Source organism: Cognatilysobacter bugurensis (assembly GCF_014652095.1).
GTDB classification, from domain to species: Bacteria; Pseudomonadota; Gammaproteobacteria; order Xanthomonadales; family Xanthomonadaceae; genus Cognatilysobacter; species Cognatilysobacter bugurensis.
The window spans coordinates 613243-639135 of record NZ_BMYD01000001.1; the positions used below are offsets into that span (position 1 = coordinate 613243).

General features: G+C 67.7%; 20 protein-coding genes and 1 pseudogene. 10 read left to right on the forward strand and 11 right to left on the reverse strand.

Annotation, left to right across the window (positions count from 1 at the left end):
• Positions 1 to 44: 44 nt before the first annotated feature.
• A complete protein-coding gene (locus IE075_RS02950; RefSeq protein ID WP_189453132.1) occupies positions 45 to 452 on the reverse strand; it encodes a hypothetical protein in 408 nt (135 codons plus the stop codon).
• 218 nt (positions 453 to 670) lie between these two features.
• Between IE075_RS02950 and IE075_RS02955 the strand changes: the two genes are divergently transcribed.
• On the forward strand, positions 671 to 1609 hold the full coding sequence (locus IE075_RS02955) for a uracil-DNA glycosylase family protein (protein ID WP_189453134.1): 939 nt from the start codon (positions 671 to 673) through the stop codon (positions 1607 to 1609).
• A 110-nt stretch (positions 1610 to 1719) separates the two neighbouring features.
• Here the strand turns inward: IE075_RS02955 and IE075_RS02960 are convergent, their stop codons facing one another.
• Positions 1720 to 3243 (reverse strand): serine hydrolase domain-containing protein, encoded by a 1524-nt coding sequence (locus IE075_RS02960; RefSeq protein WP_189453137.1) that lies wholly within the window; start codon positions 3241 to 3243, stop codon positions 1720 to 1722.
• Positions 3244 to 3715: 472 nt separating this feature from the next.
• Between IE075_RS02960 and IE075_RS02965 the strand changes: the two genes are divergently transcribed.
• A complete protein-coding gene (locus IE075_RS02965) occupies positions 3716 to 3994 on the forward strand; it encodes a hypothetical protein (RefSeq protein WP_189453139.1) in 279 nt (92 codons plus the stop codon).
• A 216-nt stretch (positions 3995 to 4210) separates the two neighbouring features.
• On the opposite strand, the gene IE075_RS15770 is transcribed toward IE075_RS02965, so the two are convergent.
• Both IE075_RS15770 and IE075_RS02970 read right to left on the reverse strand, forming a co-directional pair.
• On the reverse strand, positions 4211 to 4333 hold the full coding sequence (locus IE075_RS15770; protein ID WP_268244906.1) for a hypothetical protein: 123 nt from the start codon (positions 4331 to 4333) through the stop codon (positions 4211 to 4213).
• Positions 4334 to 4437: 104 nt separating this feature from the next.
• Positions 4438 to 4614: a hypothetical protein gene (locus IE075_RS02970; RefSeq protein WP_189453141.1), complete on the reverse strand. Its 177-nt coding sequence runs from the start codon at positions 4612 to 4614 to the stop codon at positions 4438 to 4440.
• A gap of 472 nt (positions 4615 to 5086) precedes the next feature.
• On the opposite strand from IE075_RS02970, the gene IE075_RS02975 reads away from it, so the two are divergent.
• Positions 5087 to 5437 (forward strand): hypothetical protein, encoded by a 351-nt coding sequence (locus tag IE075_RS02975; protein WP_189453142.1) that lies wholly within the window; start codon positions 5087 to 5089, stop codon positions 5435 to 5437.
• A gap of 219 nt (positions 5438 to 5656) precedes the next feature.
• On the opposite strand, the gene IE075_RS02980 is transcribed toward IE075_RS02975, so the two are convergent.
• Complete coding sequence (locus IE075_RS02980) at positions 5657 to 6160, reverse strand: DUF4142 domain-containing protein (RefSeq protein ID WP_189453144.1); 504 nt, start codon at positions 6158 to 6160, stop codon at positions 5657 to 5659.
• A 722-nt stretch (positions 6161 to 6882) separates the two neighbouring features.
• Here IE075_RS02980 and IE075_RS15545 point away from each other — a divergent pair.
• The 3 genes from IE075_RS15545 (at position 6883) to IE075_RS02995 (ending at position 11260) form a co-directional block, all read left to right on the forward strand.
• The gene (locus IE075_RS15545; RefSeq protein WP_229792277.1) at positions 6883 to 7377 is read left to right on the forward strand and encodes a gluconokinase; all 495 of its coding nucleotides are present in this window, start codon (positions 6883 to 6885) and stop codon (positions 7375 to 7377) included.
• A 184-nt stretch (positions 7378 to 7561) separates the two neighbouring features.
• Positions 7562 to 8863, forward strand: coding sequence for an MFS transporter (locus tag IE075_RS02990; protein WP_189453149.1), 1302 nt, complete (start codon positions 7562 to 7564; stop codon positions 8861 to 8863).
• 249 nt (positions 8864 to 9112) lie between these two features.
• Positions 9113 to 11260, forward strand: coding sequence for a hypothetical protein (locus IE075_RS02995; RefSeq protein WP_189453151.1), 2148 nt, complete (start codon positions 9113 to 9115; stop codon positions 11258 to 11260).
• 108 nt (positions 11261 to 11368) lie between these two features.
• Here the strand turns inward: IE075_RS02995 and IE075_RS03000 are convergent, their stop codons facing one another.
• The 3 genes from IE075_RS03000 to IE075_RS03010 form a co-directional block, all read right to left on the reverse strand.
• The gene (locus tag IE075_RS03000) at positions 11369 to 11647 is read right to left on the reverse strand and encodes a hypothetical protein (RefSeq protein WP_189453154.1); all 279 of its coding nucleotides are present in this window, start codon (positions 11645 to 11647) and stop codon (positions 11369 to 11371) included.
• 172 nt (positions 11648 to 11819) lie between these two features.
• Entirely contained in the window at positions 11820 to 13109 is a 1290-nt protein-coding gene (locus IE075_RS03005; RefSeq protein ID WP_229792278.1) for a metal-dependent hydrolase family protein, read from the reverse strand.
• A gap of 286 nt (positions 13110 to 13395) precedes the next feature.
• The gene (locus tag IE075_RS03010; protein ID WP_189453158.1) at positions 13396 to 15846 is read right to left on the reverse strand and encodes a DUF305 domain-containing protein; all 2451 of its coding nucleotides are present in this window, start codon (positions 15844 to 15846) and stop codon (positions 13396 to 13398) included.
• A 433-nt stretch (positions 15847 to 16279) separates the two neighbouring features.
• Between IE075_RS03010 and IE075_RS03015 the strand changes: the two genes are divergently transcribed.
• Complete coding sequence (locus IE075_RS03015) at positions 16280 to 17797, forward strand: NAD(P)H-dependent oxidoreductase (protein ID WP_229792279.1); 1518 nt, start codon at positions 16280 to 16282, stop codon at positions 17795 to 17797.
• Positions 17798 to 17875: 78 nt separating this feature from the next.
• Here IE075_RS03015 and IE075_RS03020 read toward each other — a convergent pair whose 3' ends face one another.
• The 3 genes and pseudogenes from IE075_RS03020 to IE075_RS15910 form a co-directional block, all read right to left on the reverse strand.
• Positions 17876 to 19795 (reverse strand): glycerophosphodiester phosphodiesterase family protein, encoded by a 1920-nt coding sequence (locus IE075_RS03020; protein ID WP_189453160.1) that lies wholly within the window; start codon positions 19793 to 19795, stop codon positions 17876 to 17878.
• A gap of 185 nt (positions 19796 to 19980) precedes the next feature.
• Positions 19981 to 20385 carry a response regulator gene (locus IE075_RS15550; RefSeq protein ID WP_229792280.1) on the reverse strand — a complete coding sequence of 135 codons (405 nt, stop codon included), beginning with the start codon at positions 20383 to 20385 and terminating at the stop codon, positions 19981 to 19983.
• Positions 20386 to 20476: 91 nt separating this feature from the next.
• A pseudogene (locus tag IE075_RS15910) lies at positions 20477 to 22555 on the reverse strand (ATP-binding protein); the annotation flags it as partial.
• A 220-nt stretch (positions 22556 to 22775) separates the two neighbouring features.
• On the opposite strand from IE075_RS15910, the gene IE075_RS03030 reads away from it, so the two are divergent.
• The 3 genes from IE075_RS03030 to IE075_RS03040 all read left to right on the forward strand — a co-directional run bounded on the left by IE075_RS03030 (position 22776) and on the right by IE075_RS03040 (position 25888).
• Complete coding sequence (locus IE075_RS03030) at positions 22776 to 23654, forward strand: acyltransferase (protein WP_189453164.1); 879 nt, start codon at positions 22776 to 22778, stop codon at positions 23652 to 23654.
• 658 nt (positions 23655 to 24312) lie between these two features.
• Positions 24313 to 25323, forward strand: a complete 1011-nt coding sequence (locus IE075_RS03035; protein WP_189453166.1) for a hypothetical protein — start codon at positions 24313 to 24315, stop codon at positions 25321 to 25323.
• Positions 25324 to 25522: 199 nt separating this feature from the next.
• A complete protein-coding gene (locus tag IE075_RS03040; protein ID WP_189453168.1) occupies positions 25523 to 25888 on the forward strand; it encodes a DUF6164 family protein in 366 nt (121 codons plus the stop codon).
• Positions 25889 to 25893 lie beyond the last annotated feature (5 nt).

Below are 25893 nucleotides of genomic sequence, written 5' to 3' on the forward strand. Positions count from 1 at the left end.
ACCCGGCGAAGCTATCCACGCGCCCTGCAGCGGCCCGCCGGTGGTCAGCGACGATCCCGATCGAGTGCGTGCGTGTCGTCCTCGCGGAAGCAGTACAGCACCCAGGCGGCCGCAAAGATGATGAGCGAGGGATAGAAGAGCACGTTGCCGCCCTCCAAGTACCAGCCCCACGGATCGACCACCGAGCGCCATACGCCGATCAGGGTTGCGCCTGTGATCAGCAGCAGCACGGGGTAGGCAAACCCACGCAGCCAACCAAGCACGACCGCGAGACCAAGGATGATCTGGAGCACACCGAACGCCTTGAGCAACGTCGTCGATGAGAAGAGGTCGAGGTAGAAATGCTTGGAAACCTCGAGCCCGTGTTCGACATTGACCAGCTTGTCGATGCCCCAGATCACCATCAATAGGCCGAGCGATAACCGAAGTACGAGAAGCGACGCTGCTTTCATCGGAGATCTCTGTGGGCGGTGTAACTGCAGCGAGGCTACACGGCCCGTGCGGCGCCAGCTCCCGCGTTGCTCAAGCAAAGGCGCCAGAAATTAGGCCTCAGGTCAGCGCGCGTGAGGTTTTCCCACCGGGTTGAGCTGTCGGCTGGCCGCGGCCGCTCGGGCGCGGCGTTGGATCGAGGAGCCATGCTCGATGGCTGCCTCGGCGCCGGTGGCAGGCGATGGACACACAGAGCGAAAAAGCGCAGCGACTTGCACCTTTGGTCGAGAAGCGCAGGCGCGAGGTTTGGCCCGGCTACACCGGGCTCGGCGAATATCACGACGGCGCGTACGAAGGCGACTACGTGTGTCCGTATTCGAAGTCGGCGTGCAATCTGGACGCACCCGTCATGGTGCTGCTGCAGGACTGGATATCCCACGACGCGATCTCGCAGCCGATCGACCCGGACATGGTGCGCCATGGCCAGCTACCGAAGCTGGCAACAAACCGGAACCTCAAGCGCCTGCTGATGCAGACGTTTGGACTATCGCTTGCGGACATCTATGCGACTGACCTGTTTCCGTTCGTGAAGCCCGGCGGGATGAGCTCGCGCATTCCCGCGGCGCACTTACGCCGCGCCGCGCGCGAATTCGCGCTCCCGCAAATCGAAGTCGTCGCACCGGCGCTGGTGATCTGTCTGGGGTTGGCCACGTTCAACGCGCTTCGCGAAGCATGCGGGCTGAAGAGCGTGCGTCCGCTCGATGCCGCGATTGAACAGCCTTTTGGTTGGCGCAACAGTCGCATCTGGTGCCAAGCGCACACCGGTGGGATGGGCTTCAACAACCGGTCTCGAGGCGATCCAGGGCGTGTTGCAGGCGACTGGCGGCGCATGCGGGACTCGATGGCTGCCGAATCTCTGCGCGCCGTGGGCGACGACAGAGTGTCGGGGGCCCTGCACCCGCCCATCGCCACGAGCAGCAGCCCCGCGCCAACTGCTCAAGCTCAGAAGGCGTGTCGGATATGCGGAAGACGACTTCCGGCCAGCGAGTTCGTCTATGGGAATCAGGTCGACCGGTCTTATTGCAGGTCGTGCAACAAGCTCGAAAGAGCGGCCTACGCGTGTGGTGGTCGGGCCGAAGCGCAGGCGTTCCGAGAGTCGCAGCGACGCTTGTGGCGGTAAGCAGTAAGGGGCGGATACGACCAGGTACGACACCAGGTTCACGTCCTATGAAACTGGGCCCGCCTCGGTGCGAACCCGCCGCGAACCCGGAGTCGCGCAAGCGAATGAGCCTACAGCTCTTCGCCCAGGGATCGGAGCCTGTCCTTCGCGGATGAGGAGCCGGGATCGAGCTGCAGAATCTGGCGGAGCGCCTGAAGTGCCTGCGAGCGATCACCCTTTGCGAGATGCGCATCCGCCAGGCTGTCATAGGTGTTGGTCGAGGCGGGGTGGGCGCGTGTGTTGGCACGGAAGACGAGGACCGCCTTGTCTGCCATCTTGCGTTTCAGCAAGTGGTAGCCGAGCTGGTTCACCTGCTTCTCGCCGAAGTCATACCGTGCGGGCCGCGCAGCGAGCTCTGTGTCCAGCCACTGCTCGACCGATTGGAGACTGTCGCGATCAAGCCTCTCCGAGAGCGCGCGGTGGGCCGGTTCGAGGACGGGCGACGGTGCTCCTCCGGCAAGAATGTGCTCGACGGCGTCGCGGACCTGCTCCACGCTGTCGTCTTCACCGTTGTTGGTGAGTTGCACGGCCGCTGCGTCATGCGTCGGCCATAGAGTGAGATCGGACTTGAAGCCGCGCCAGTGGCCCCCGTGCGTCACGCGGGACGTGCCGAGCTTCGAAGGTTTGAGGCTCAACCCGAAGCCGTAGGGAACGGCGGAACCGTCTGTGAGTCTCGCGGGAGTGGTCGCGGCCTTCCAACTCGAGGCCGACACTGCCTTACCTTCCAGGATGGCGCGCATCCAGATCTGCAGATCGCGCGCGGTCGAGTAGATGCCCCCGGCGCCGCGGAGGTACACGTTAGCGATCTGATCCATCGGGCGCCGTTGGCCATCGCCCCGGGTGGCGAAGCCGTAGGCACGCGGCTTGATCGAGCTTTCGTTTTCGGGTGTGCGCAGCCGTGTGCGCGTCATTCCGAGCGGAACGAAGAATGTGCGACTCAGGAATTCGGCGATTGGCACGTCGGCAGCTATCTCGACCACGTCGGCGAGGACGATGTAGCCGGTGTTGCTGTACTCGTGGCGCGTACCCGGTTCGAAGCGCAGCGGAAGCGCCTTGTCCGCAAGCGTCTCGACGGCGCCGCGAAACAGCACCGGGGCCGGTGCCGACACGGATTCTGATCGGCGTGAGTAATGAGGAATCAGGTCGGGCAATCCCGAAGTGTGCGTCAGCAGGTGTCGCACGGTGATATCGGGGTACGGAAAGCTCGGCACATAGCGCGCCACACGGTCATCCAGCCGGACCCGCCCGTTCTCAACCAGCCGCATGACCGCTGCGGCGGTGAACTGTTTGCTGATGGACCCGATGTCGAACGCGTGGTCGGGCCCGATCGGCTCGTCGCCTGTGGAAGACGCATGACCGATGGCATTCCGGTAAATCACCTGGTCAGCCCGCATGACGAGGTAGCTCCCGTTGCACACTTCGATGTCGCGACAAGCCTCGAGATAGCGCGCGATGCGTTGCGCTGCAGGGTCTTCCACCGGGTGAGCCGTGGAGGGCGCAGAGGCGACTGCGAGCACGACGAGCAGCAGGTGCGCCGGAAGTCTCGTGCAGCGGTGATGGGGCAGGGCGCGGCTTCCTGGGTGAAGATTGCTCATGATCCGATCCTTGGTGGCGTTTGTGCGCGGCGGAGCGAAGGCGTGCTGTCGAAGTGACACGCATGCAAGCGCCGCCGGTGCGCGAGACTCCAGTTCAACGGGGCGGGACGCCACCACCGGATGACGAATGCGCGGCCGCCGGGAACGACGCGGGTGAATTCGCCGACGAGTGGGGCGCCGGTCGGGACTGACGGGCATGACCCGCGCGAAGAGTGATAAGGGCCGTTCGGCTCGCTTCCAGAGCAGGGAGCTGGACGGCCGGGGAGTGCGTGCAGGTCCATTTTCCCGCGACCGAGACCGCAGGGTCAGAGTCGATCTCGCGTCGAGGTCAGGCGAGAGCGCCTTCCGCAGGCGTCCAACTGTGACCAGTTGGGCAGGGCGCACGACAGAGGTCGACCGAGCCGCGCGTTCGCATCCACATCCGGCGCTCCCGGGGTTAGCCTCTCGTCATCCCGACCGAAGGATTGAATGGATGACCGCCACCGTCGCCGGTCTCGTGACGCCGCATCTGCTCCGTGTCGTAGACCTCGCTAATCAAGCCGAGAAGGGCATTAACGTCGACTGGCACGTGCGCAGCGCGGTGTCTCAGACAATGGCCGAGCTGCGCGACCAGTGGAATGCGGCCGCGTTGATCAACACGTACGTCGAGGGGCTTGAAACCGCTGCGGGCAATGCGCCGTCCCATCGCACGGTGTACGCCGGTGTGCTGCGGGCAGCGGCCGCCAGTGCACGTGGTCCCGGGCGTGAATGAAGGGTCGATCGCTGGCGTGCGGGCGACCGCCTAGGCGGGAGGGGGCCCGGCTAGCGGCGGGTCCCGTCGTACGATGAAAGGACTCGCGTCAGCTCGACAAGGCCCAGCTCGAACGAAAGCAGCTTCCAGTAACCCGAGCGCGGCGCCACGGGTGCGTCTGGGGTAGCGCGACTAGAGAAGTCCAGTTTGACCATGGCTTCCGCGCTGCTTGCGGCCTCAGCGCTTGGCCATCAAAGCCGTCGCTGTCTCCAGACGTCTCGCCACGACTTTGCGCGTCTTCTCGAGACGCGCCTTTACAGCTTCGCCCTTCGCGGCCTCCATCAGCTTGTCGTCGATCATCGCTAGCGCTTTCCTGTGACCGTCGCCTCGACGTAGCCGCGTTCGAACCCGGCGCCGTCCTTCGCGACCAGCGGCGCCAGCACCACCGCACCGTCCTTGCGCATCTAGCTCACCTGCGGCGTGATCACGGGGCGCGCATCAGCCTGCTCGCCTAACTTCAGTGTCTGGCTGAAGTTCATGCCGTGGTTGCCGTGCAGACTGCCGGCGAACTCCGCCACCGGCTGGCTAAGCTGCTTGCTCTTTGCCTGCATGGCGGCGACCGCTTCGTTCTTTTCGATCATCGCTACGCTCGCGAGGGCTTCGGCGTCGGGCTCGGTCGTGCCTCTCTCCGCAGGGGAGTGCAACGGCGAATTTGCGGCGACAGACTCGTGGCTGAACTTAGCGGCGTTCTACGTCATCGGTGTGGACTGCAACGCCTGCGTGTACGGCGTCAGGTTGCCGATCCTCTCTTTGTGGACGGGCTCGCTAAAGGCCTGGCGACTTCTTCGACCGTCATCATTCCCTTGACGATGCCGTAGTCCAGATTCAGCGTCAGGACGTTTTGCGCTTTGAGGTCGCAGCGCGCGGATAGCTCGCCGGTTATGCGCTGGATGGTGCTGCTGCCGTTGTGTGCTGTCCGCCTGGTAATACTCTGGAGGGCACACTACGAGAGGCAGGGCAATGGACAGAATCGAATCGACGTCATCATCCGATGGGGTGCAGCGCGCGCCTACCGATCGCGATACGCGCCAAGCGGAAACGCATGCTTGGTGCGTGGCCGCGTTCGGCGACCACGACGCACGCTCGATCCCGCAGCGCGGTCTTCGACTTGCGGAGGAGGCGATCGAAACGGCGCAGGCCTGCGGATGCGACCCGGCGATGCTCCATCGGCTGATCGACCATGTGTACGCAAAGCCGGTGGGCGAGCTTGCTAAGGAACTCGGCGGTCTCGGCGTCACGCTGCTTGCGTTGGCCGAGGCGGCAGGCGTGAGCGCGGACGAGGCGGAGCGGCAGGAGATCGACCGCGTGCGCGCGAAGCCGCTCTCGCACTTCGCAGCGCGCAATGCGGCGAAGGCGGCCGCGGGGTTCCATGTTTCGGCCGTCTCTGGACCCGATGATGTTTAGCCGCGGCTGTGTTGGCTGCTTGCGCCTCCGAGGCGGCCGACGCATCTGAGGTGCTAACACGCTAGCCCCTAATTAGGACGCTCCGCGGCTGCAAAACAAAAGGCCCCGCAGCGCGGGGCCTTTTCCCTTAAGCGTCTTGGACTGAGGCGTTACGCCCTCTGCAGACTCGCGACCATTGTGCTAAACGCCGCGCATCTGCCGGGTACCGCCGGTGATCCCTTAGGACCGGATGTTGCCGCTGCCCTCAATGCGCTCCACCATTTCCTTGTGCTCATTGAGCGTGGGCAGCATGCCGCGGGCATACGCGACGAGTTCCGGGTGCTCATCCGAGGACGTGAAGCCCTCGAACAGCGTGAGCGTCTCGCGATGCGCCAGCTTCTGCTGGGCGAGATAGACGCTGTCGAATTCGTTATCGCTGGCCTGGCGCAGGTGGTCAACCATCGTCTGACGGTGCTGGTCGAGCTCGCCTTCGATCTCGCCGATGAGGTCCTGATCGCCGTGCGAACGCAGCGCCGCCATCAGCTTGTTGGCGCTTTCGGTATGGTCCTTGAGCATGCGATCGGCCAGCTGCCGGATCTCCGGCGAACGCGCGCGCTGCTGCGCGATGCGGGCCGCCTCGATCTCGTACACGTCGCCACGGCTTGCATTGGCGACGAAAGCGTTAACCGACTTGGAGCCCAGGCCGGCTTTCATCGTGCCGACCAGGCCGCCGACGGCGTCCACTGCCTTAGCAACGCCGCTCAGGCCCTTCTGATTATCTCCGCGATTTTCCATGGGTATGTCTCCTTTTGTGGGGGCGGGGTGCGCGAATGCATACGCCCTTTATTGGGCGTCCTCCGCGCAAGGAACACCACCATAAAGGACGAGCAGTTAGGTAACGGTCGAAACAAAGTGAAGAGAGGCTGTGGATCCGACTTCGATAAGCGGCGTTATCGGCTATCGGTCGCGTTTCGAGCGCTCGCGTCGACAGTCGACACGGCGTCCTCCGAAACGATGTGCCGCGCATGTCCGGACGTGCTCAGGCCAAGTCCGGGGAGCGCGAACTTTAAATAATGGTCGAGATTGAATTTTATCGGTAGCCGTGTCCGCCAGCTAAGGAGGCGGACTCCTATGGGACGCTTTACCCGCCGAGCTTGTGCCCGCCCATGCGTTGCACGCCGCGTCGACACTTGGCCCGCGACGCTAGAGGCGAGTGGCGGCCGGCGGGCGGACAGGCAGCGAGTGTCGATCCTCAGCCGGTGCTGCGTTCACCAGGCGTACGCCGGGAGATTGATATTCGTTTGCTTGGTATTGATCGGACCTTTTCGCATCGAGCAACGAATGCAGAGCGCCGATGTCTCAGCGGAGCAAGCGGGGAGGCCAGCGGGCGAACTTCGCGATGTGCCTTCCTGGCCCCTCGGCGGGTCCCGACCAGACCCGGGCCGGCCGACGTGCCGGGGGCTGCAGTGAGCACGCCGCGCATCGTGCTGGTCACGGGCGTGTCGGGTTCGGGCAAGACCACGGTCGGCACCTTGCTCGCACACCGGCTGGGTTGGCCGTATTTCGAGGGCGACGATTTCCATCCCAAGCCGAACCGCGAGCGAATGGCGCAGGGACTGCCGCTAGAGGAATCCCATCGCGCCCCGTGGCTCGCTGCGCTGCGCACGTGCATGGATCAGGTGCGGGCCACGGGTGGACGAGCGGTGTTCTCGTGTTCGGCGCTGCGTGAATCGCACCGCGAGCAGCTTGTCGGCGAGAGCGACGACGTGCTGCTCGTGCATCTCACGGGCGACTACCGGACGATCCACGGGCGAGTCGTCCAGCGGCAAGGCCACTTCTTCGATCCCGCGCTCGTAGCGAGCCAGTTCGAAACCTTGGAGCCGCCTCGCGATGCGCTGGCGATCGACGTCGGGGCGACGCCCGAGGCGATCGTCGAGCTCATCGTGCAGGCGATGGGTTGACGGGTCCTCGAGCCAAGGACGGGCGAAACGAGCGGCTCGGTTCGGCTCGGCCCCTGCGCCCGGCGGAGCGCGACGTCGCCGTGCAATCGGCAGATCAGGCACACCCAACGTCATCAAAAAGGCGCGTCAAAGCCGCCTGCGTTGATCCCGCCGAAAGGTAGGGTCGTCTAGTCTCTCGCGACTCGTGAGTCGCACCTTCTCCTCCCTTCGGATCTACAACTACCGCGTCTGGGCCGGCGGCGCGCTCGTGTCCAACGTGGGCACGTGGATGCAGCGCGTCGGCCAGGACTGGCTGGTGCTGACCCAGCTGACCGACCACAGCGCCACGGCGGTGGGCATGGTGATGGCGCTGCAGTTCGGGCCGCCGCTGCTGCTGTTGCCGCTCACGGGCTGGGCGGCCGATCACCTCGATCGTCGCAAGTTGCTGCTGTGGACGCAGGCGGCCGCGGGCTTGCTCGCGTTGGGGCTGGGCCTGGTGACACTGATGGGCGTGGTGCAGCTGTGGCACGTGTACGCGTTCGCGTTTGGGCTCGGCTGCGTCACCGCGTTCGACGCGCCCGCGCGGCAGGCGTTCGTTTCGAACATTGTCAGCGACGACGACCTGGCAAACGCCGTCGCTTTGAATTCGACGTCGTTCAATGCGGCGCGCATGATCGGGCCCGCCGTGGCGGGGCTGCTGATCGCGGCGGTGGGCGAGGGCTGGTTATTCATGATCAACGCCGCGTCCTACGCCGCCGTGTTGGTCTCCATCGGCTGCCTACGGGCGCATGAGCTGCATGCCGAGGCTACGCCGGAGCGAACGCGCGGCAGCATGCTCGCCGGATTCCGCTACGTGTGGCAGCGGCCTGACCTCGTCGCGGTCATGGTGATGCTGGCGTTGATCAGCACGTTCGGCTTCAACTTCGCAATCTTCGTGTCGACGATGTCGGTCACCGTGTTCGACGGGGATGCCAGCCAGTACGGCCTGCTGACTTCGGCCATGGCGCTCGGGACGATGAGCGGGGCGCTGCTGTCGGCGCGACGGCCGATGCCGGGCATGGTGCTGATGGGCGTCTCCGCGGCGGCGTTCGGCGTCGCAACGGCGGTCGCCGCGGTGATGCCGAGCCCGTTGTCGTTCGCGGCGGTGCTGGTCTTTGTCGGGCTTGCGGCGCTGACCTTCATGACGGCCAGCACTTCGATGGTGCAACTGACCACCGAACGCGCGATGCGGGGGCGCGTGCTCGCGTTGCGCATTGCCGTGGCCATGGGCGGGACCCCGATAGGCGCGCCGCTGGTGGGTTGGGTTGCGGACCGGTTCGGACCGCGGTGGGCACTTGGCGTCGGCGCGTTGTCGGGGCTCGCCGCCGCGGGCGTTGCGGTCATCTATCTGGTCAGGCATCGCAGGCTCCGCCGCGATCGCGACGGCAGCTGGTGGCGCCTCGCGGTCGACGCGGAACCGCGCGACATTGAGGCGGTGCGGGTGGCGGCGGGCGAGCGGGTGAAGTGAGGGTGCGGGGCCGGGGAGATGCACGAGCGATAACTCCAACGGCCAACGGGGCGGTGCGGGCCAGCCGGCGATAAACGTCGCGGCTATCAGTGCGCCCTGCGTCCGCGCAAAATCGGCTCTGTCCCGCTCGCGATGCGAGGCGCCATCGAGCCCGCCTCCGACCTGCGGTTGTGCCTGCCCTCCAAACGGACGCGTGCGCCTGGCGTCGCGTCGCTAGAGTGGGTTGCTTCACCCGCCTGCTTGGACGCCATGGCCTCTCTCGCTTTTCTGCTTGCACCTCTCGCGCCGATTCCCGCCGAAGCCGATCGAGCGTGGTTCTGCGACCTCAAGCAATGGTCGATGGCGCTCAACGCCCATTGGGACACGCTGCGCGATCGTCTGCCTCCCGAGCAGCGCGCGCGCGTGCCGCGTGCGCTGCAGATGCGGCTGCCGAGCGGCACGATGCATTTCGGGGCGGGCTCCGGGCCGGAAAAGGTCGGTCGCAACGCATTCAAGTGGGCCAAGCAGCTGATCGACCACTACGTCGTTGGTGAGTTCGCCGCGCCGCTGCCGGTCATCGACACGCTGCTCACATCGCAGGCGCTCGGCCTGGCGCCTGCGCCGGGTCTCGACAATCTTGAGCAATATCGCGGCGATGCCTTGCGCGCCATTGCGGCCGGCAAGCTCAAACGCGGCGGAAGCCTCGGCTACGCGTCGAACGCGGGGTCCCCCTGGGAGTTCAGCCTGTGGGGACACCGCGCCGCGGAGCGCAACGCACTGCACGCCTTCGCGCAGGCCTACGGGGGCGATTACGTCCTGTTAGCGACGTGGGGCGAGGCATTGCGGGTCGAGCGCATCGCGAGTGCTGGCCCGGGAGCGGCGCCTGCGGTGGACGACGAATGGACGGTGCGACTTGTCCCGTTGGCCGCTAGCGGCCGCCACCCGGACCTGCTGTTACGGTTGCGGCGGTTGTTCCAGGGGGCGGCGATCCAGCCGGACTTCGCCGCGATCGAACGCGAACTTGCGGCACCGCGCATCTCCGTAGCCGCGTTCTTCAAAGCGTTCGGCGTTGCTGGTGCGCGCGAGGTGGAGCCGCCGAACGCGGAAGTGCTTTGGAAGCAGTTGGACGACGTCTCAACCGCTCTCCTGACCGGCGCGCCGCCGACGAAGCAGGCGCTTGCGGCTGTCAATGCCGTGCTCGGCGAGTCCGGCGACAAACTGCCTGCGAAGCCTACGCGGCCGGGGAAGGGCAGTACCGCGCAGGCAGTCGTCTTCGCTCATCACCTGTTCCACCAGCGTTTGCCGGCACCGACGGGCGGCCCGTGGGCCGAGCGTACGCATGCCGCCGAGACCGTGGTGCGCGTGGAGGACAGCCTGGCGCACCGCGCCATGACGTTCGGCTGCGGGACCAAGGGAGCGGGCGAGTCGGCGGCGGCGGCACGGATGCTGTTGCATGTCGAGCCGCGGTCGCGCGCGGGCGATCCAGTCGCCATCGCGATGCTTTCGAACGAGTGCGAGGTCTGGAATTGGCACGGATTCGTCGAACCGCTGGCGACGGTGTCAGAGACGTTGGCGCGAACCGCCTTCACCGCGATCGTTGCGCCGAGGGCCGAGCGTGCCTCACTGCGGGAGACCTTCGGCCTCGAGGCGCCTGAAGAGCACGAAGAGGACATCCCGCCGGGGCCGTGGGCCGCCGAGGTCTTTCTCGACAGTCGCGCATTGATCAAGGGCGATCTCAGCGCGGCCGCGGCGGCGTGGATGCGCAAGCGAAAGGCCTCGGGGATCGTCGCACGCGTCGTGCCCGATGGCGCCGTGTCGCTCACGTACTTCGCAGCCGGCCGTGAGGCACGGGATGCAGCCGATGCCGGTCTGCCACCAGCCGACCCCAACGCGCTACGAGAGGCACGTCGCAACTTCGACCTGCGCGCGGTGCCCGTTGCCCTCGGCGTGGGAGACCTCTTCGCGCCGGGCGACCTCACGCCGTCGCTGCAGCTTCGACCCCCTGTCGAGACGGCATCGCGCGAAACCACGAACGGCCTGCTGGCCGCACTGCCGGCTCCTGCACCGGTGCGCGACTGGCGCATCCTCAGCAGCAGCTTCGATGATGAAATTACCTTACGTGGCGGCGATGGCGATGGCGGCGACGCGCTGCTGGCGTTGCGCATCCGCGTGCCCGGTGCCGATCCCGACGGTCTGCGGTCGCTGTGCAACGATCTCACCGGCCGCGACCTTGCCGACAACGGCGATGTCTGGCGTCATGCGGATGACGAGTTGCGCGCGGACATGGGCGACGATTACTGCCCGGCACTGCTGCGCATGATCCTCGGGGACGCGCCTGCGGGCACCGAAGTCGCGCTGACGGGCGGGTGCGATGCGCCGCTCAGCCTGGTGCTGGTGAACGCGCATGCGTCTGCGTAGCTGCCGCGGCACTGCTCGCAACGGCGTCGCGGATCGATGAGATGAAGCGCCGGCGCTTCGGCGAGCACCTGCGATGCGGCGGCCCGGTGTTCCACCGACCGGGCCCGGTTACAGCCCTTCAGACGGCACGAGGCGCCCCAGCCGCGAAGGCTGGCCCGCGCCGCCTGCCCCCAGTTTTACCGAGAAGGTAAGCAGGCGGACCCAAAGCCCGATCAATCCAAGCGTGGCAAGGAGCCACGCCGTGATCGCGAAACGCACGCCTGAGGCATCCGCCAGCAGCCCGTCCGCATACCGCGCGAACTCGGCCGGCGAGGGACGCGTTGCGGCAGTCGCGGGTTGCAAGGGCAGCGACCCTGCGAGGGCGAGCGTCAGGCCGATGAGTCGCATGTGCGGAAATCCTTTTCGCGGGCGCCGGACCGGGAGCGTGTCCTAGCGTAGCGTTCGATCAGGCAGGCGGCCGCTCGGAGTCCAGAGGGCACGCGGATGCTCAGATCGGGATGGAAACCATCACCCGGGTCGCATCAGAGCGACGACATCCGTGCCGGGTGCGTCGGTCTCGTCACCGGTCGACGACTTCGCCGCCTTTCATGACGAGTTCCACCTGCTTGAGGGCGGCAACGTCTTCAAGCGGGTTGCCGCGCACGGCTACCAGGTCGGCCTGCTTGCCGGCTTCCAGGCTGCCGATGCGGTCGCCGAGCCCGAGCAGGTCGGCGGCGTTGCGGGTGGCGGCCACGATCGCCTGGGCAGGCGTCATGCCGTGCTTGACCATCAGAACGAACTCGTCGGCGTTGCGGCCGTGCAGGCTGACGCCGGCGTCGGTGCCGAATGCGATCTTCACTCCGGCCGGCACGGCGCGTTCGAGCGCCTTGCCGGTGATGCCGATACGCCACTGGACCTTCTTGAGCACCTCGCCGGTGTATGCGGCCGGGTTCGCTTCGAGGCGTTCGATGTAACCGTTAACGGTCGACAGCGTGGGCACGTAGTACGCGCCGCTCTCGCGGAACAGCCGGAGGCCGTCGGCATCGAGCAGGGTGCCGTGCTCGATCGAGTCCACGCCCAGGCGCAGCGCGAGGTTGATGCCGTCCGCGCCGTGCGCGTGCACGGCGACCTTCTTGCCGTACATGCGCGCCGTCTCGACCACGGCTCGGGCCTCGTCCTCGAACATCTGGGCGCCGAGCCCGGCGCTGATACGGCTGTTGACGCCCCCGGTGATCGACAGCTTGATCACGTCGGCACCCTGGGCGATCTGCTGGCGCACCGCCTTGCGGCAGCTGTCGACGCCGTCGCAGACGTTGCCGCCGGTATCGATCGCGGCGTGCAGCTCCTCGCGGTAGCCGAGCGTCGGGTCGCCGTGGCCGGCGGTGGCCGAGATCGAGGTGTTCGCGGACAGGATGCGCGGGCCCGGCAGCTTGCCGGCATTGATGGCATCGCGCAGGGCGCGGATCTCGCCGTCGCCATCGCCGAGATTGCGCACGGTGGTGAACCCCGCGGCAAGCGTTTTGCGGGCATTGGCGGCGGCCTCGAGCGCATTGTCGGCGGCGTTGCGCTGGACCTCGGCAAGCTGGCCGGCCACCCCTCCGAGATCGCTGGTGAGGTGCACGTGGCTGTCGATCAGGCCCGGCAGTACGAAGTGCTCGCGCAGGTCCACGACCCGCGCGTCGGCGACGTTGAACGCCTCGGGGCCATGGTGGCCGTCGCGAACCTCGGTGATGACGCCATCGTTGATGAGCAGCGTGGCCGCGCCGCGCGGCGTCGAGCCCGGCCGGTCGAGCAGCCGACCGGCCTGCACGACCACCGGCTGCGCCTGTGCACCGACTGCGGCCGCGAGCAGCGGCAGGGCCAGCAGCATTCCTCGAATCGACATGCAAACACCCCGCGGTACGGCGCATGGCCAACGGACCAAACGTAGCAGACGCTCGGCGGGCGGCGGTTGGCCGAAACAGGGGCCTGCCCGCGCGTTTGCGTTGCGGAACGAACGGATTGCACGCCCGGGGGGCAGGGCGCGGCGCGGTTGAGGCAACGGTCGGGCGACGCGCGGCGCCTCCGTTGTCCGGTCCGGACGCCGGGCAGGCGGCGAAGGCCGGCAGGCGGAGTCCCCGCAGCCGGCCGTCGGTCTCCGCCCCCGGTCCGCCCGCTTACCGCAGCTTGGCCGCGAGCTCCTTCAACACCCTCGACAGTGCCGCCTCACGCCCCGCGCTGTTACCTGCGGTGCCGGAGCCAACAGCCACCGAGCCCGCCAGCGTGTCGAGGCGGCGGGCCAGCGCGGCCTTGTCGCCGCCAGAACCGGGTTGGTTCAGCGCGGTTTGCGCGGCAGTCAGTGCCGCACGCAGCTCGGGTTCGAGACCCGCCTTGAGCGCGCCGTTACGCGCCAGCTGATCGACGTACGCCAATCCGACGACGGGCGCCGCCGGCCACGTCATTGCGAACTGCTGCTGTGGGTTGAACACCGGATCGGCGGTTGCGAGCGCGGCCGCGGAGATTTCATTCGTGGTGATGAACTTGCTGGGCTCCAGCGTCAACACGTCGAGCCCGCGCGTGATCTCCGAGCCGTAGATGCGCCCGTCGTAGAAGTACGTCGACCAGAAGCCGCCGGTGATGAGCTTTTCCGCATCGACGGGGCCGCGATCGAAAAACGCGATCTCGACAGGATTCGCCGAGTCCGTGAAGTCGATCACCGACAGTCCGCCCTGGTACCAGGCCTGCACGAACACATCGCGCCCCGGCACCGGCACGACCGACCCGTTGTGCGCAACGCAGTTCTCGGTCACCGCCTGCGGGGCAGGGATCTTGAAGTAGCTGCGGAACACGAGCTTGCCGTCGACGATGTCGTAGATCGCATCCGCGCCGTAGTTGCGCGGATCGGAGGCGCGGCAGCGCGGGCGCCCACCGCCGCCCCATTCGTCGGTGAAGATCACCTTCGTGCCGTCGTTGTTGAACGTCGCCGAATGCCAGTACGCGAAGCCCGTGTCGGTAACCGCGTCGATGCGCTTGGGCTTCAACGGGTTCGAGATGTCGAACAAGATTCCGTTGCCCGAGCACGCGCCGGCCGCGATCTTCTTCTCCGGGAACACGGTGATGTCGTGGCAGTGGTCGGTCTTGCTGGTCTTCTGCGTCATGTCGCCGTGGTCGCCACCGCGCCACAGGCCGGCGAGCGTGCCGGTCTTGGGATCGGCGAACACGGCGGGGCTGTCGACCACGCGCGCCTTCGACGGATCGGCGACCGGGATCTCGATGACGTCGATGCGGAACAGCGCGGTGCGCGTGTCGCCGGGGACTTCATCGACGCAACGCTCGAGTTCTTTCTGCTTGCGCACGGAGCTGGTGCCGGAGTTGTAGACGACGATGCGCTTGTCGTCGCTCGACACCACGGAGTGCGTGTGCGAACCGCGGCAGGTCTGCACGGCCGCGACCTGCTTCGGACGCGCGAGGTCGCTGATGTCGAACACGCGCAGGCCGCGGAAGCGGTCTTTCGATACGTCCTCGACGACGCCCTGCAGGCCGCAGTCGAGCCGGCCACGCGTTTCCTCGACCGACATTAGCAGCAGGTTGCCGACGATGGACACGTCGCCCTGGCCGCCGGGACAGACCACCGAGCTGACCAGCGTGGGCACGCCGTCGGCGCCGAGGCGATACGCGTTGAAGCCGTGGTAGTTGCCGACCACGAGCACGTCGTTCGAGAACGCCATGTCCGTGTTCGAAAAACTCAGCAGTGCGCCCCGGCCTTTTTCGCCGGACTCGCCCTTGAAGCGCTTGAACGCCTTGTCGCGCTGTTCTTCCGCGAGTGCTTTCGCGTCCTTCTTCTCTTCCTTCTTTTTCTTCTTGTCGTCGACCGGCTCCAGCGGCAGGCCCGCCGGATTTTCGGGGTCGAAAAAGCCCGCCGGTTTCGGCACCGAAGCAATCAGCCGCATGTTTTCAATCGCGCTCGCGGCGTCGCGGAAGCCCGCCTTGAGGCCGGTGCGCGGATCGGGGCTGACCGTGGCCAAGAGCGTGGTCATGCGCTCGATTTCGGCGGCTTGGTCGTTCGCGACGTCATTGACGAACTCGAGCAGCGTCGGGTCGTAGGCCGAGCCCGACTGGTCGAGCAATTCCTCGACCATCTTCAGCGCACCGCCGTGGTGGCTGATCATCAACTGCAGGAACTGGCGGTCGAACTCGCGGCCCTCGGCCTGGGCCAGCGCGCCCATCTGTGCGGGCGTGGCCATGCCGAACATGCCGTGTGAGGCATGGTCGCCCGCCTGCGGATCCGTCGCGGTTTCACCGCGGGCCGTGAGCCACTGCTGCATGAAGCCGATTTCGTCCCGCTGCGAGGCCTCGATGCGCGCGGCTGCTTCGATCACCGCCGGGGAGTTCGTGCGCTTGCCGACCAGCGCGGCCATGTCCATCGCCTGCTGGTGATGCGGGATCATCTGCCGCATGAACTGCACGTCGGCCGCCGAGTAACGCGAACCGGCAATCTTCACCGCCTGGTCGGGCGACAGCTCGCGCGTTGCCTCGCCCGGCGCACCGGGGTTGACGATGCTCACCTGCGCAAAGGCGGGCGAGATCGGCGCTGCAAGCATCGCCGCGAGCAGGAGGGAGGGGCGCATGTTCGAAATGCGCGCACGGGGCGATGCGACAGGCTCAAGCGGCTGGCGGGTCATCAATGGGTCCTGTGGCCGAGTACGAAGATCGACGCCCGGAGGAGGCGCCACCGCCGTCTAACGTAGCGAAACGCGGACCAAGAGACTTGACGGTCGCGGTCGGGTTGAGGGACTGGCCTTCCGAGCGAAGGCGGTGCGCTCCTGCCGGCAACGAACATGCGCGCCGCCCGTCGATCGGCCGCGGACACCTCCGTCGCCGATCCCCGGACCGGCTCGTCTGTCACGGCCCTGCCGTGCCGACGGCTCTAATGGCGCCCGCCGGCGCGGCTTCATGCCCGCCGCGCAACGCGGGCTCTACCCTTGACGCTGATCGACGGACGGGCTGCGGGGCAAATGCGTGACGGCTGATGGCTCGGGATCGCTTGAGCGACCGATCAACGTGCTCGTGATCCTCGGCCACCCGCGGGTGGACAGCCTGTGCGGCGCGCTGGCCGACTCGTACTCCGAGGGCGCGCGGTCGGCGGGTGCGCAACTGCGTCGCCTTGACCTGGCGGCTTTGGACTTCGATGCGCACCTGCACACGTACTCGCCAAACGACCAGCCACTCGAGGATGACCTCCGCGAAGCCCGTGAGCTGGTGCTGTGGGCCGACCACCTCGTGTTCGTCTATCCGACGTGGTGGGGCGGCGCGCCGGCCCTGCTCAAGGGGTTTCTGGATCGGCTGATGGCGCCGGGGTTCGCGTTCCAGACCAGTGAAGGCGGCACCGGTTACGAAGGCCTGCTGCAGGATCGCTCGGCCCAGCTGATCACCACCATGGACACGCCGCCGCTGGTCCATCGGCTCGTGTACCGCCAACCTGGGCGGAACGCGCTGGCCCGGGCGACGCTGGGTTTCTGCGGCGTGCGGCCGGTGCGTTCGCTGGTGTTCGGGTCGGTCAAGCAGGCCGATCCCGCGCAGCGCGAGGCGTGGCTGGCCCGGGCGAGGGAGCAGGGGCGCGCGCTGCGGCACGGCCGCGTCACGCGCGCCGAGCGGCTGCGGCAGAAAGCCGCGGCCTGGCTGCGAAGCCTGCGCCTGCAGTTCTATCCGATGTCCTGGGTGGCCTACGCCATCGGCGCGCTGGCGGCCTCCCCCGGCGGGCAGGTGTTCGAGGCGCCGGTGTTCTGGATGGGTTACCTCTGCCTGTTCCTGCTGGAGGTGGCGACGGTGCTCGTCAACGAGCTCGTCGACCTGCCGACCGACCGGCGCAACCGTCACTACAGCACCTTCACCGGCGGCTCGCGGGTGCTCGTTGACGGCTCGCTGAGCGTGCGGGAGGTACGAACGGGCATTGGGGTGGCCTTGGTCGGACTGCTGGCGTGCGCGGGGTGGCTCGTCTCGGTGTCGACCGCGAGCCCGGCTGCCGTGCTCGGGACGCTCGGTGCTGTAGCGGTTCTCGCCATCGGCTACACGGCGCCACCGCTCAAACTCAGCTATCGCGGCCTCGGTGAACTGGACGTCGCCGTCACCCACAGCATCGGCGTGCTGCTGTGTGGCTACGTGTTTCTCGGCGGGGATTGGAGCGATCTCGCGCCGTGGGTGCTGAGCGTGCCGCTGCTGCTGGCCACGTTGCCGTCGATCACCCTGTCGGGCATTCCGGACCTAGCGTCCGACTGCGCTGCCGGCAAGCGCACCCTGGCCGTGCGTCTGGGTCACCGCAACGCGCTGCGGGCGTCGCTGGTCTTCGTGCTGCTGGCCGCCGCGGCCGCGCTCGGGTGGGACAGCCTGGGCCTGGTCGGCGGCGCGTACGACGGCATCGCCTGGGCGGCGCTCCCCCACGCGGCCCTGCTGACGTGGCTGCTGCGGCGCCACGCACGCGCCGCCGAAATGCCGCGGCGGATCGACGGGCTCATGGCGGTCACGCTCGGCTACGTGCTCTGGTTCGGATTGGTGCCGCTGCTGCGGCTGGCGTTCGGTTAGGCACGGTTAGTGACGTCCGCAGCGGTGCCGCCGGACAGATCCGGGCCGCTGCCCGGCAAGCCGCTCGCCGCGACGCGCTCAGTTGGTGAGCTGATGCGGTGTCGCCATCAACTGCTGCCGACCGAACCAGCTGCGCAGCCGCGCGAGCAGCAGCTCGGCATCCGTGAGCGCCTCGCGCTGCGCGCGCACCCTGACGGCCGCCGCCGGGTTGTCGGTGGAGATGTCGTCCACGCCGAGGTCCATGTAGCGCGCCATCCGCGCCGGGTCGTTGACCGTCCAGACCTGCAGCCGGTAATCGCGACGCCGGGCGTCGGCCACGGCGGCCGAATCGAGCGCCAAGTGGTTGAGCCCGAGCATGTCGAACTCGGTGCGCCGCGCGGTGCCCGGCAACGCGGCGTTGGCAAACAGCACCAGCGGTGCTTGCGGTGCGGCATCGCGCGCGACGCGGATCAACTCCGGCGAGAGCGAGGCGAGCATGACGCGGTCCTGGTACCGGCCACGCCGTATCTCCCTGAGGGTCGCCGTGAGCAGCGCATCGGCGTTGTGCGCGTCGGGCTTGAGTTCGATGATCGTGGTGGCACGGCGGTCGATGAAGGTGAGTGCCTCCCGCAGCGTGGGGACGCGCTCGCCTGCGAACGCGGGATCGAACGGGCGGCCGACGTCGAGCTCGCGAATCACCGCCGTGGGCGTCTCGACGACTCGCCGCGGATCGCCGGCGAGACGCAGGAAGTCGCTGTCGTGAAAGACCACGGGCACTCCGTCGGCGCTGAGCCGGACGTCGAGCTCGATCGCGTCCGCGCCCGCGTCGATGGCGGCCTTGAATGCGGCCAGCGTGTTCTCCGGGGCGACGGCCGACGCGCCGCGGTGCGCGGTGATCGTGACCTCGCGACGCAGGTTCATGCTGTTGACGGCGAGCGTTGCCTGGCTGAGTGCGACGACGAGGAACAGCCCCTCCGCGGCCCAGACGAAGCGGCCCGGATGCGCCGGCACGGGATCGGCGGTGCAGGAGGCGCGCGTGCCGCCGAGCCGGAGGAACAGCGCGCGCACGAGCAGTGCATTGAGCGTGGTGCCCAGAAACAGCACACCCAGCGCCGTGGCGGCATAGAACGTGAGGTAGCCAGCCATGCCGGCGCTCATGAGCCAGCGATGCGGCGGCAACCCGTCGAGCAGCGGCGTAGCCGCGCGCGAATACAGGTCGGTGACGATCACCGGCATCACGGCGACGGTGAGTGCCAATCCGACCACGAGGACGGCGATGCGCAGGTGCCTGCCGCGCGTCAGCGTCCGACTGCGCGCGAGTGCGGCGGCCGGCGTCAGGCCTTCGAGCACGAGGGCTGGCGTTGCGAGCAGCCATCGGAAGTACAGCGTCGCGTGCAGCAGCAGGCCCGCAATCAACACGGGCAGGAACGCGCCGATAAACGCCCACATCGCAGGTGGCCGCGCGGTCACCACGTAGTACGGGTCATATGTACTCAGCAGCATCTCGTAGAGCACGCTGCCCAGTGCGAGCCAGGGCACAGCCAGCAACGCGTGAACCAGCACCTGCGTGCCGGCGAGCACAGCGAGTGGACCGGCGCGGCGCAGCACGCCCAGCAGCGCCATGGCCGCGGTGCGATACCGGCAACCGTGGCTGGCCGACACCAGCAGCATGCCGGCCTGCTGCAACATCACGACGAACCACGTGAGCGCGGCGGCGAGCATGAGCCACGCGAGCGCCAGCGCGCTGTCGAGCAGACCATCGACGTCGCCGGCGAGCGGGCGTTCGATCCAATGCAACGACGCGGCGAGCGACCACGTCGTCAGCGGCGCTGCGGCGACGGTCGCAAACGCCGTGAACAGCAGATACCAGGCCAGCATCGGCCGCAGGTGGCGCCGCACGTCGCGTCGCATGTCGTGAACGAGGATGCCGCGCAGGAGCGCGCGGTCGTCGGGCGCGGCCTGCGGCGTCGTTCTGTCGTGGCTCGTGTCGTGGATGCTCGAGCTGCCTCGTTCCTGCATGGCGCGAGTCTAGACAGACGGGCGGTGGTGGCTGCGAAGAAAGACGAGCAGGGCGGGCGACGGCCGATCGCAGGCGCCAGCATTCTCCGCCGTTGCTCGGCAGGCGTCGCGTTGCGGCCTCGTTCCGTCCCGGCCGGGCCCGCGCGCGTCGACGCGGCCGGCGGCAGAGGCGCGATGGCGTCGGACTAGTCGATCTGCCCGCCGGGCACCGCCCCGCCGACCAGTTCGAGCAACCGTTCGGGATCCAGCGGTTTCACCAGGTGGTGGTCGAAACCTGCCGCATGCGAACGCGCACGGTCTTCGGCTTGTCCGTACCCGGTCGCCGCGATGAACAGCGCGTCGCCGGCGCAGGCCGCGCGCAACCGGGTGGCGAGGTCGTAGCCGGAGAGATCGGGCAGCCCGATGTCGAGCACGTACGTGTCGAATGCGCCCGGGTCGTGCCCGGAAAGTGCGCCCGTCGCCGTGTGGGCCACGGTGACGTCGTGGCCGTACAACCGGAGCAGGTCGGCCGTCGTGTTCGCCGCGTCCTCGTTGTCGTCGACGAGCAGGACGCGTGCATGTCGCAAGGTGACCGGGCGTGCGTGGGTCACCGGCGGTGGCGCGTCCGCCGCCTGGTGGCGCGGGAGCGAGAGCGCGAACGTGCTGCCCTGTCCGGGGCCCTCGCTTGACGCGGTTACAGCCCCCCCCGTGCATCTCGACCAGGCGCTTCACCAGCGGCAGGCCGATACCGAGGCCGCCCTGCGAGCGGTCCGGCGTGCGCTCGCCCTGGGTGAACAGTTCGAACACCACGGGCAGCAGGCTGGGACTGATGCCGAAGCCGTTGTCGGTCACGTGCAGCGAGACGGAGTCGCCGTCCGCGGCGGCGCCGACGCGGATCTCCCCGCCTTCAGGCGTGTAACGCGCCGCGTTGTTGAGGAGATTGGCGACGATCTGCACGAGCCGGGTGCGGTCGCCCTGCACGGTCAGCGGTTCCGATGGCACCGACGCGGACAGCGCGTGGCGGCGCGCATCGACGAGCGGGCGCACCTGTTCCACCGCGGCCGCGACGACGGCGCGCATGTCGACCGGCGCGACGTCGAGCTGGACCAGGCCGCGTGTCACGCGCGACACGTCGAGCAGGTCGTCCACGAGGGCCGTGATGTGGCCGACTTGGCGGCTGATGATCTCGCCCGTGGTGCGCACGCGCGCGGGATCCTCGGGAACCATGCGCAGCAACTGCGCGGCGGTGGCGATCGGCGCCAGCGGGTTGCGCAGTTCATGGCCGAGCATGGCGAGGAACTCGTCCTTGCGCTCGTTGGACAGGCGCAGCTCCTCGTCCACGGCCTTGCGCGCAGTGATGTCCATGACCACGCCCGCCATCCGGCTCGGCGCGCCGTTGCTTTCGTAGACGGCGCCGTAGGCCGCGATCCAGTGCAGCGAACCGTCGGGCCAGATGACCCGCGCTTCGAATCGCCAAACTCCGATCTGCGCGATCGCGTCGCGGAATGCCTGGGCAACCCGATCGCGGTCGTCCGGGTGGACGTGGTGGATGAATGTTTCGAAGCCCCACTCGGGGATGCGCTCGTCGTAGCCGAAGCACTTGTCGTGCCGCAACGAGCGGTACGCAGCGTCGGTGACGAGGTCGAGATCCCAGTCGCCGATCTCCGCCGAGTCGAGCGCGATCTGCAAGCGCTGGGCGATGTGGATCGCTTCGGCGCGCGCTTCGACAAGCTCCGCGGTGCGCTCGGCCACGGTGGTCTCCAGCGAACCCGTGAGCTCGCGCAGTGCCGCTGCCGTCGCCCACTGGTCGATCGCCGCCGTGACGCGCCGTGCGACTTCGCTCGCGAATTCCGAATCGGCCTCGGTCCAGATTCGCGAAGCGACGAAGAAAAAACGCCCCGGCGCATCTGCGGGGCGGTCGATACGGACGGCCAGGAGCGCCCGATCGAGCGGGGAGCTTGTCGGAGCGGGCCCGCTCGACGGGGGCAGACACCATGCGTCAGGAGCCGCAATGTCACCGGCCGCAGCGGACTGCACTACTCGGGACGTGATGGCGCGTTCCCATGTCTCAGCGTCGAACTCGCCCGTGATGACTTCCGTCCGGGCTGCGCCCTCCGGCGTCTGATCGACGACGCGGCATCCGCCAAGCGGTTCGAGGTAGTCGACGAGCACACGACCGGCCGCAGCGAGTGCATCGTCAGACGAGTCCACCGCCGCCAGCGCGTCGGTGAGTTCGAGCAGGTGCGCCTGACGCCGCTCGCCGAGCACGCGCGTCGTCGTCTCGACCACGGAGCTGTACATCCCGCGCAGGCGACCGTCCTCGTCGCGCGCCGGCGAGAAGAAATACGTGAACCACGCGCGTTCCTCGCCGCCGGCGCGGCGGATCATCAGTGGCACGTCTTCCATGTGGAACGCTTCGCCTGCGCGGGCGCGGTCCACGAGTGGGCCGATATCCGGCCAGATTTCGGGCCATACCTCGTCGAGTTTCTCGCCGAGGGCCGCCGGGTGCTTTTCGCCAAGGAACTCGACGTACGCGTCGTTGTAGAGCAGCCGGCGCTCGTCGCCCCAGACCAGCGACATCGGCTGCTTCGCGTCGAGCATCATCCGGAACATCACGCGCATCGACGCAGGCCACGTGCCGATGTGGCCGAGGCCGGGCAGCGTGGACTGGCGCTCGTCCAGCGCAGCGGTGACGGGGATGCGTTCCGGTATCGACGTCAAGGCGGGCACGAGGGCTCCGAACGGGTCTCCATGATTGCAGAGGTGGGCAATTGGAGGCATGAACACCTCTGACAAATCGGGGTCGCCGTGCGTATGGGCGGGCAGGGCCTGACTCGGCGTTTCGTTCCCCGCGAGCAGTCGCCGCGCCGATGCTCCCGTAGCGAAGGGGCCAGCTTCGCAACGCAAGGGCGCGCCCGAACCTCATTTCGGATGCGGATTTCGGGCAGTGCCTGCGGTGTTGCCGGCACAATAGGCGCTTCCACGAACCGCCTGTCCGTCCATGGCCCTGCTTCGTCTTTGCTTCATCTCCCTGCTGATCGCGGCCAACACGGTGCTGCACGTGGTGCCGCTGCTGATCGTGTCGATGCTGAAGGCGGTGCTGCCGTCGGATCGCCTTCGCAAGGCCAGCAATCCGGTGCTGACGGGCCTGGCGGAAAGCTGGATCGGGGTGAACAGCTGGGCGGTCGACCGGTTCACGGGCACGCGCGTGGACGTGGAGATGGACGCGTCCCTGCGCATGGACGGCCACTACCTGATGCTGGCCAACCACCAGAGCTGGGTGGACATCGTGGTGCTGCAGAAGGTGTTCAATCGGCGCATTCCGTTCATGCGTTTTTTCCTCAAGCGCCAGTTGATCTGGGTGCCGCTGCTCGGGGTGGCATGGTGGGCGCTGGACTTTCCGTTCATGGGCCGCCACACGCCGAAGCAGATTGCCCGCCGGCCTGAACTCGCGGGGCGCGATATCGAAACCACGCGCCGCGCCTGCGAAAAATTCCGCGAGATCCCAGTGACGATCGTGAACTTTGTCGAGGGGACGCGTTTTACCCCCGCCAAGCATGCGCGGCAGGGCAGCGGCTATCGGCATCTGCTGAAGCCCAAGGCAGGGGGCGTGGCGTTCGTGCTCGACGCGATGGGCGAAGGCCTGCACGCGATTCTCGATGCGACGATTGCCTATCCCGCCGGCCGCCCGTCGCTTGCCGACCTGCTGGCCGGCCGCGTGCCGGAGGTCCGCGTACACGTGCGTCACCGCCCGATTCCGGCGGAGTTTCTCGGTGGCGACTACCAGAACGACCGCGCGTTCCGTGTCCGGTTCCAGCGGTGGATGAACGGTCTGTGGCACGAAAAGGACCCGGACGTGGAGCGACTGCTCGCGCGCTGAGCGAGCGCCGGCACGTCCGCCTGCGGCAAGCGCCGAACGGCTCAGCCGAGCCTGCCCGGGGCCCCGCTGATATATCGCCTCGACCGTTGGCATGGGCAGCTGCCGTCGCCGGGCGGGAGAACGCTCGGTCCGGCACTGATCCGCCGCGCGCCGACACGCGGCTTTTGGAACTCGCGCATGGTGCGATTCTCGCCGTCGCGACGGCCACCGCGCTTTGACGTTCGCCGCGGGTCGCTCCTTATCTTTTACACCTGCGTTCGTAACAGCAGCCACGCGGGTGGACCTGGCGCCTTGGCGAGGAACACCGCGACTGCGTCGTCATCCGCGGCCCCTGCGGGACCGACCAGAAGTTGACGCGGACGTTGGGTTGACCGTGCGGCGCTCGCCCGCACGCCGGTCCGTTTCCGGTTGATAAGCGCGGCCGTAAGACGGCCTGACCGACTGTCTCGAGCGGCTCCGGCGCGGCCGCGAGCGAGCAGACCGCGCGGCGCGTGAGCGCCGATCATCCGGATTTCATTCAGCTTCCCTTAGGGTTTCGCCTCGCAACGCCTGTTCGCTCGACCGCGCGCTCCACGCGCATCAGGGTCGGCCCGGCCTGGAGTTCCTGTCCCGGCGTCCTGCAGGTGTGCATCCGTTTACTACTCCACAGGAGAGCACCATGGCTGCAGTAACTCATACGACCACCGCCACAGCCGCGACGCGGCGGGTGTCCTGGGGCGCAATCCTCGCCGGCGCCGTCGTCGGGCTTGCGGTGATGCTGCTGATGGGCGTGCTCGGCATCGCGATCGGTGCAAGCGTCATCGACCCGATGCAGGAGCAGAACCCCGTCGAAGGCATCGGCATCGGTTCGGGGATCTACTTCGTCATCAGCGTGATCGTATCGATGCTGGCGGGCGGCTATGTGGCCGGTGCCCTCGCGACGCTGCAGACGCACCACGACCGCACGCTTCATGGCCTTGCCACGTGGGCGATCATCACCTTGCTCTCGATGGCGCTGCTCGCCACCGGCATCGGTCGCCTGATCGGTGGCACGCTCAATCTGCTCGGCGAAGGCCTGCAGAAGGCGGGGCAGGCCGCGTCCGCCGTGACGGGCCCGATCGTCAACCAGGCACAGGACGAGCTGAAGCAGGGCAGTGTCGACATCAGCGCGCTGCGTCGTGAAGCCGAGGCGCTTCTGCGCGACACGGGCAACCGCCAGCTGAAGCCGGGCGAGCTCGAGCGCGATGCGGAGCAGGTCGGCGACGCCGCCGGCGAGGCGCTGCAGCGCGCCGCGCAGAATCCGGCGCAGGCCGACGAGGCTCTGAACCAGATCCTCGACCGCATCCAGAGCGAGGCGCGCGAGACGATCAACGGCACGGACCGCGAGGCGCTGGTCAACCTCATCGTGGCCCGCACCGGCATGAGCCGCGACGAGGCCCAAAAGACCGTCGACAACTGGGACCGCAGCTACAGCCAGGCGTACCAGCAGGCCCAGTCGACTTGGCAGCAGGCGAAGGTGCAGGCCGAGCAGAAGGCACGCCAGTGGGGCCAGGTGTCGGCTGAGGCCGTTGCTGCGGCCGCGTGGTGGTCGCTGTTCGTGCTGGTGCTCGGCGCGGTTGCGGCTGCAATGGGCGCGAACATCGGCGCGAATCGTCTCGCCGTGGCGACGCGCACGGACGTTCGCCGCTAAGCGAGTTCGAGCGGCAGGCGCCGGGCCACGCAGCTCGGCGCTCGTCGTCGGATCGTGTGCTAAGGAAGAGGCCCCGCACTGCGGGGCCTTTTTACGTCTGCACGCGCGTGTCAAAGACTTACGCAGTGGTCGGCAGGTCCGTTGACTGACGTTCCGCTGCGCGACAAGCCTCCAGCGCGCCGGCCGCTATGATCTGCCGATGGCCAAACTCCTGCTCAACCTGCGCGGCGTGCTCGAAGACGAAGCCGACGACGTGCGCGCGATGCTCGACCGGGCGCGCATCGAGTACTACGAGACGCCACCCAGCATCTGGGGCATTTCGGCCGGTGGCATCTACGTCAAAGACAATTCGGACGTGCCCGAGGCCAAGCGGTTGATGGCCCAATACCAGTCGCAGCGCCGGGCCCGCGTGCGCGCCGAGCAAGAGGCGGCGATGCGCGACGGCACTGCCGAGACCTTCGGTACTGTGTTGCGCAACGAGCCGGTGCGCGTCGTGCTGACGATCATCGCGATCGCGTTCCTGCTCGGCCTGGTCGCGCTGCCGGCGGTGTTGCTGCGCGGCTGAGGACG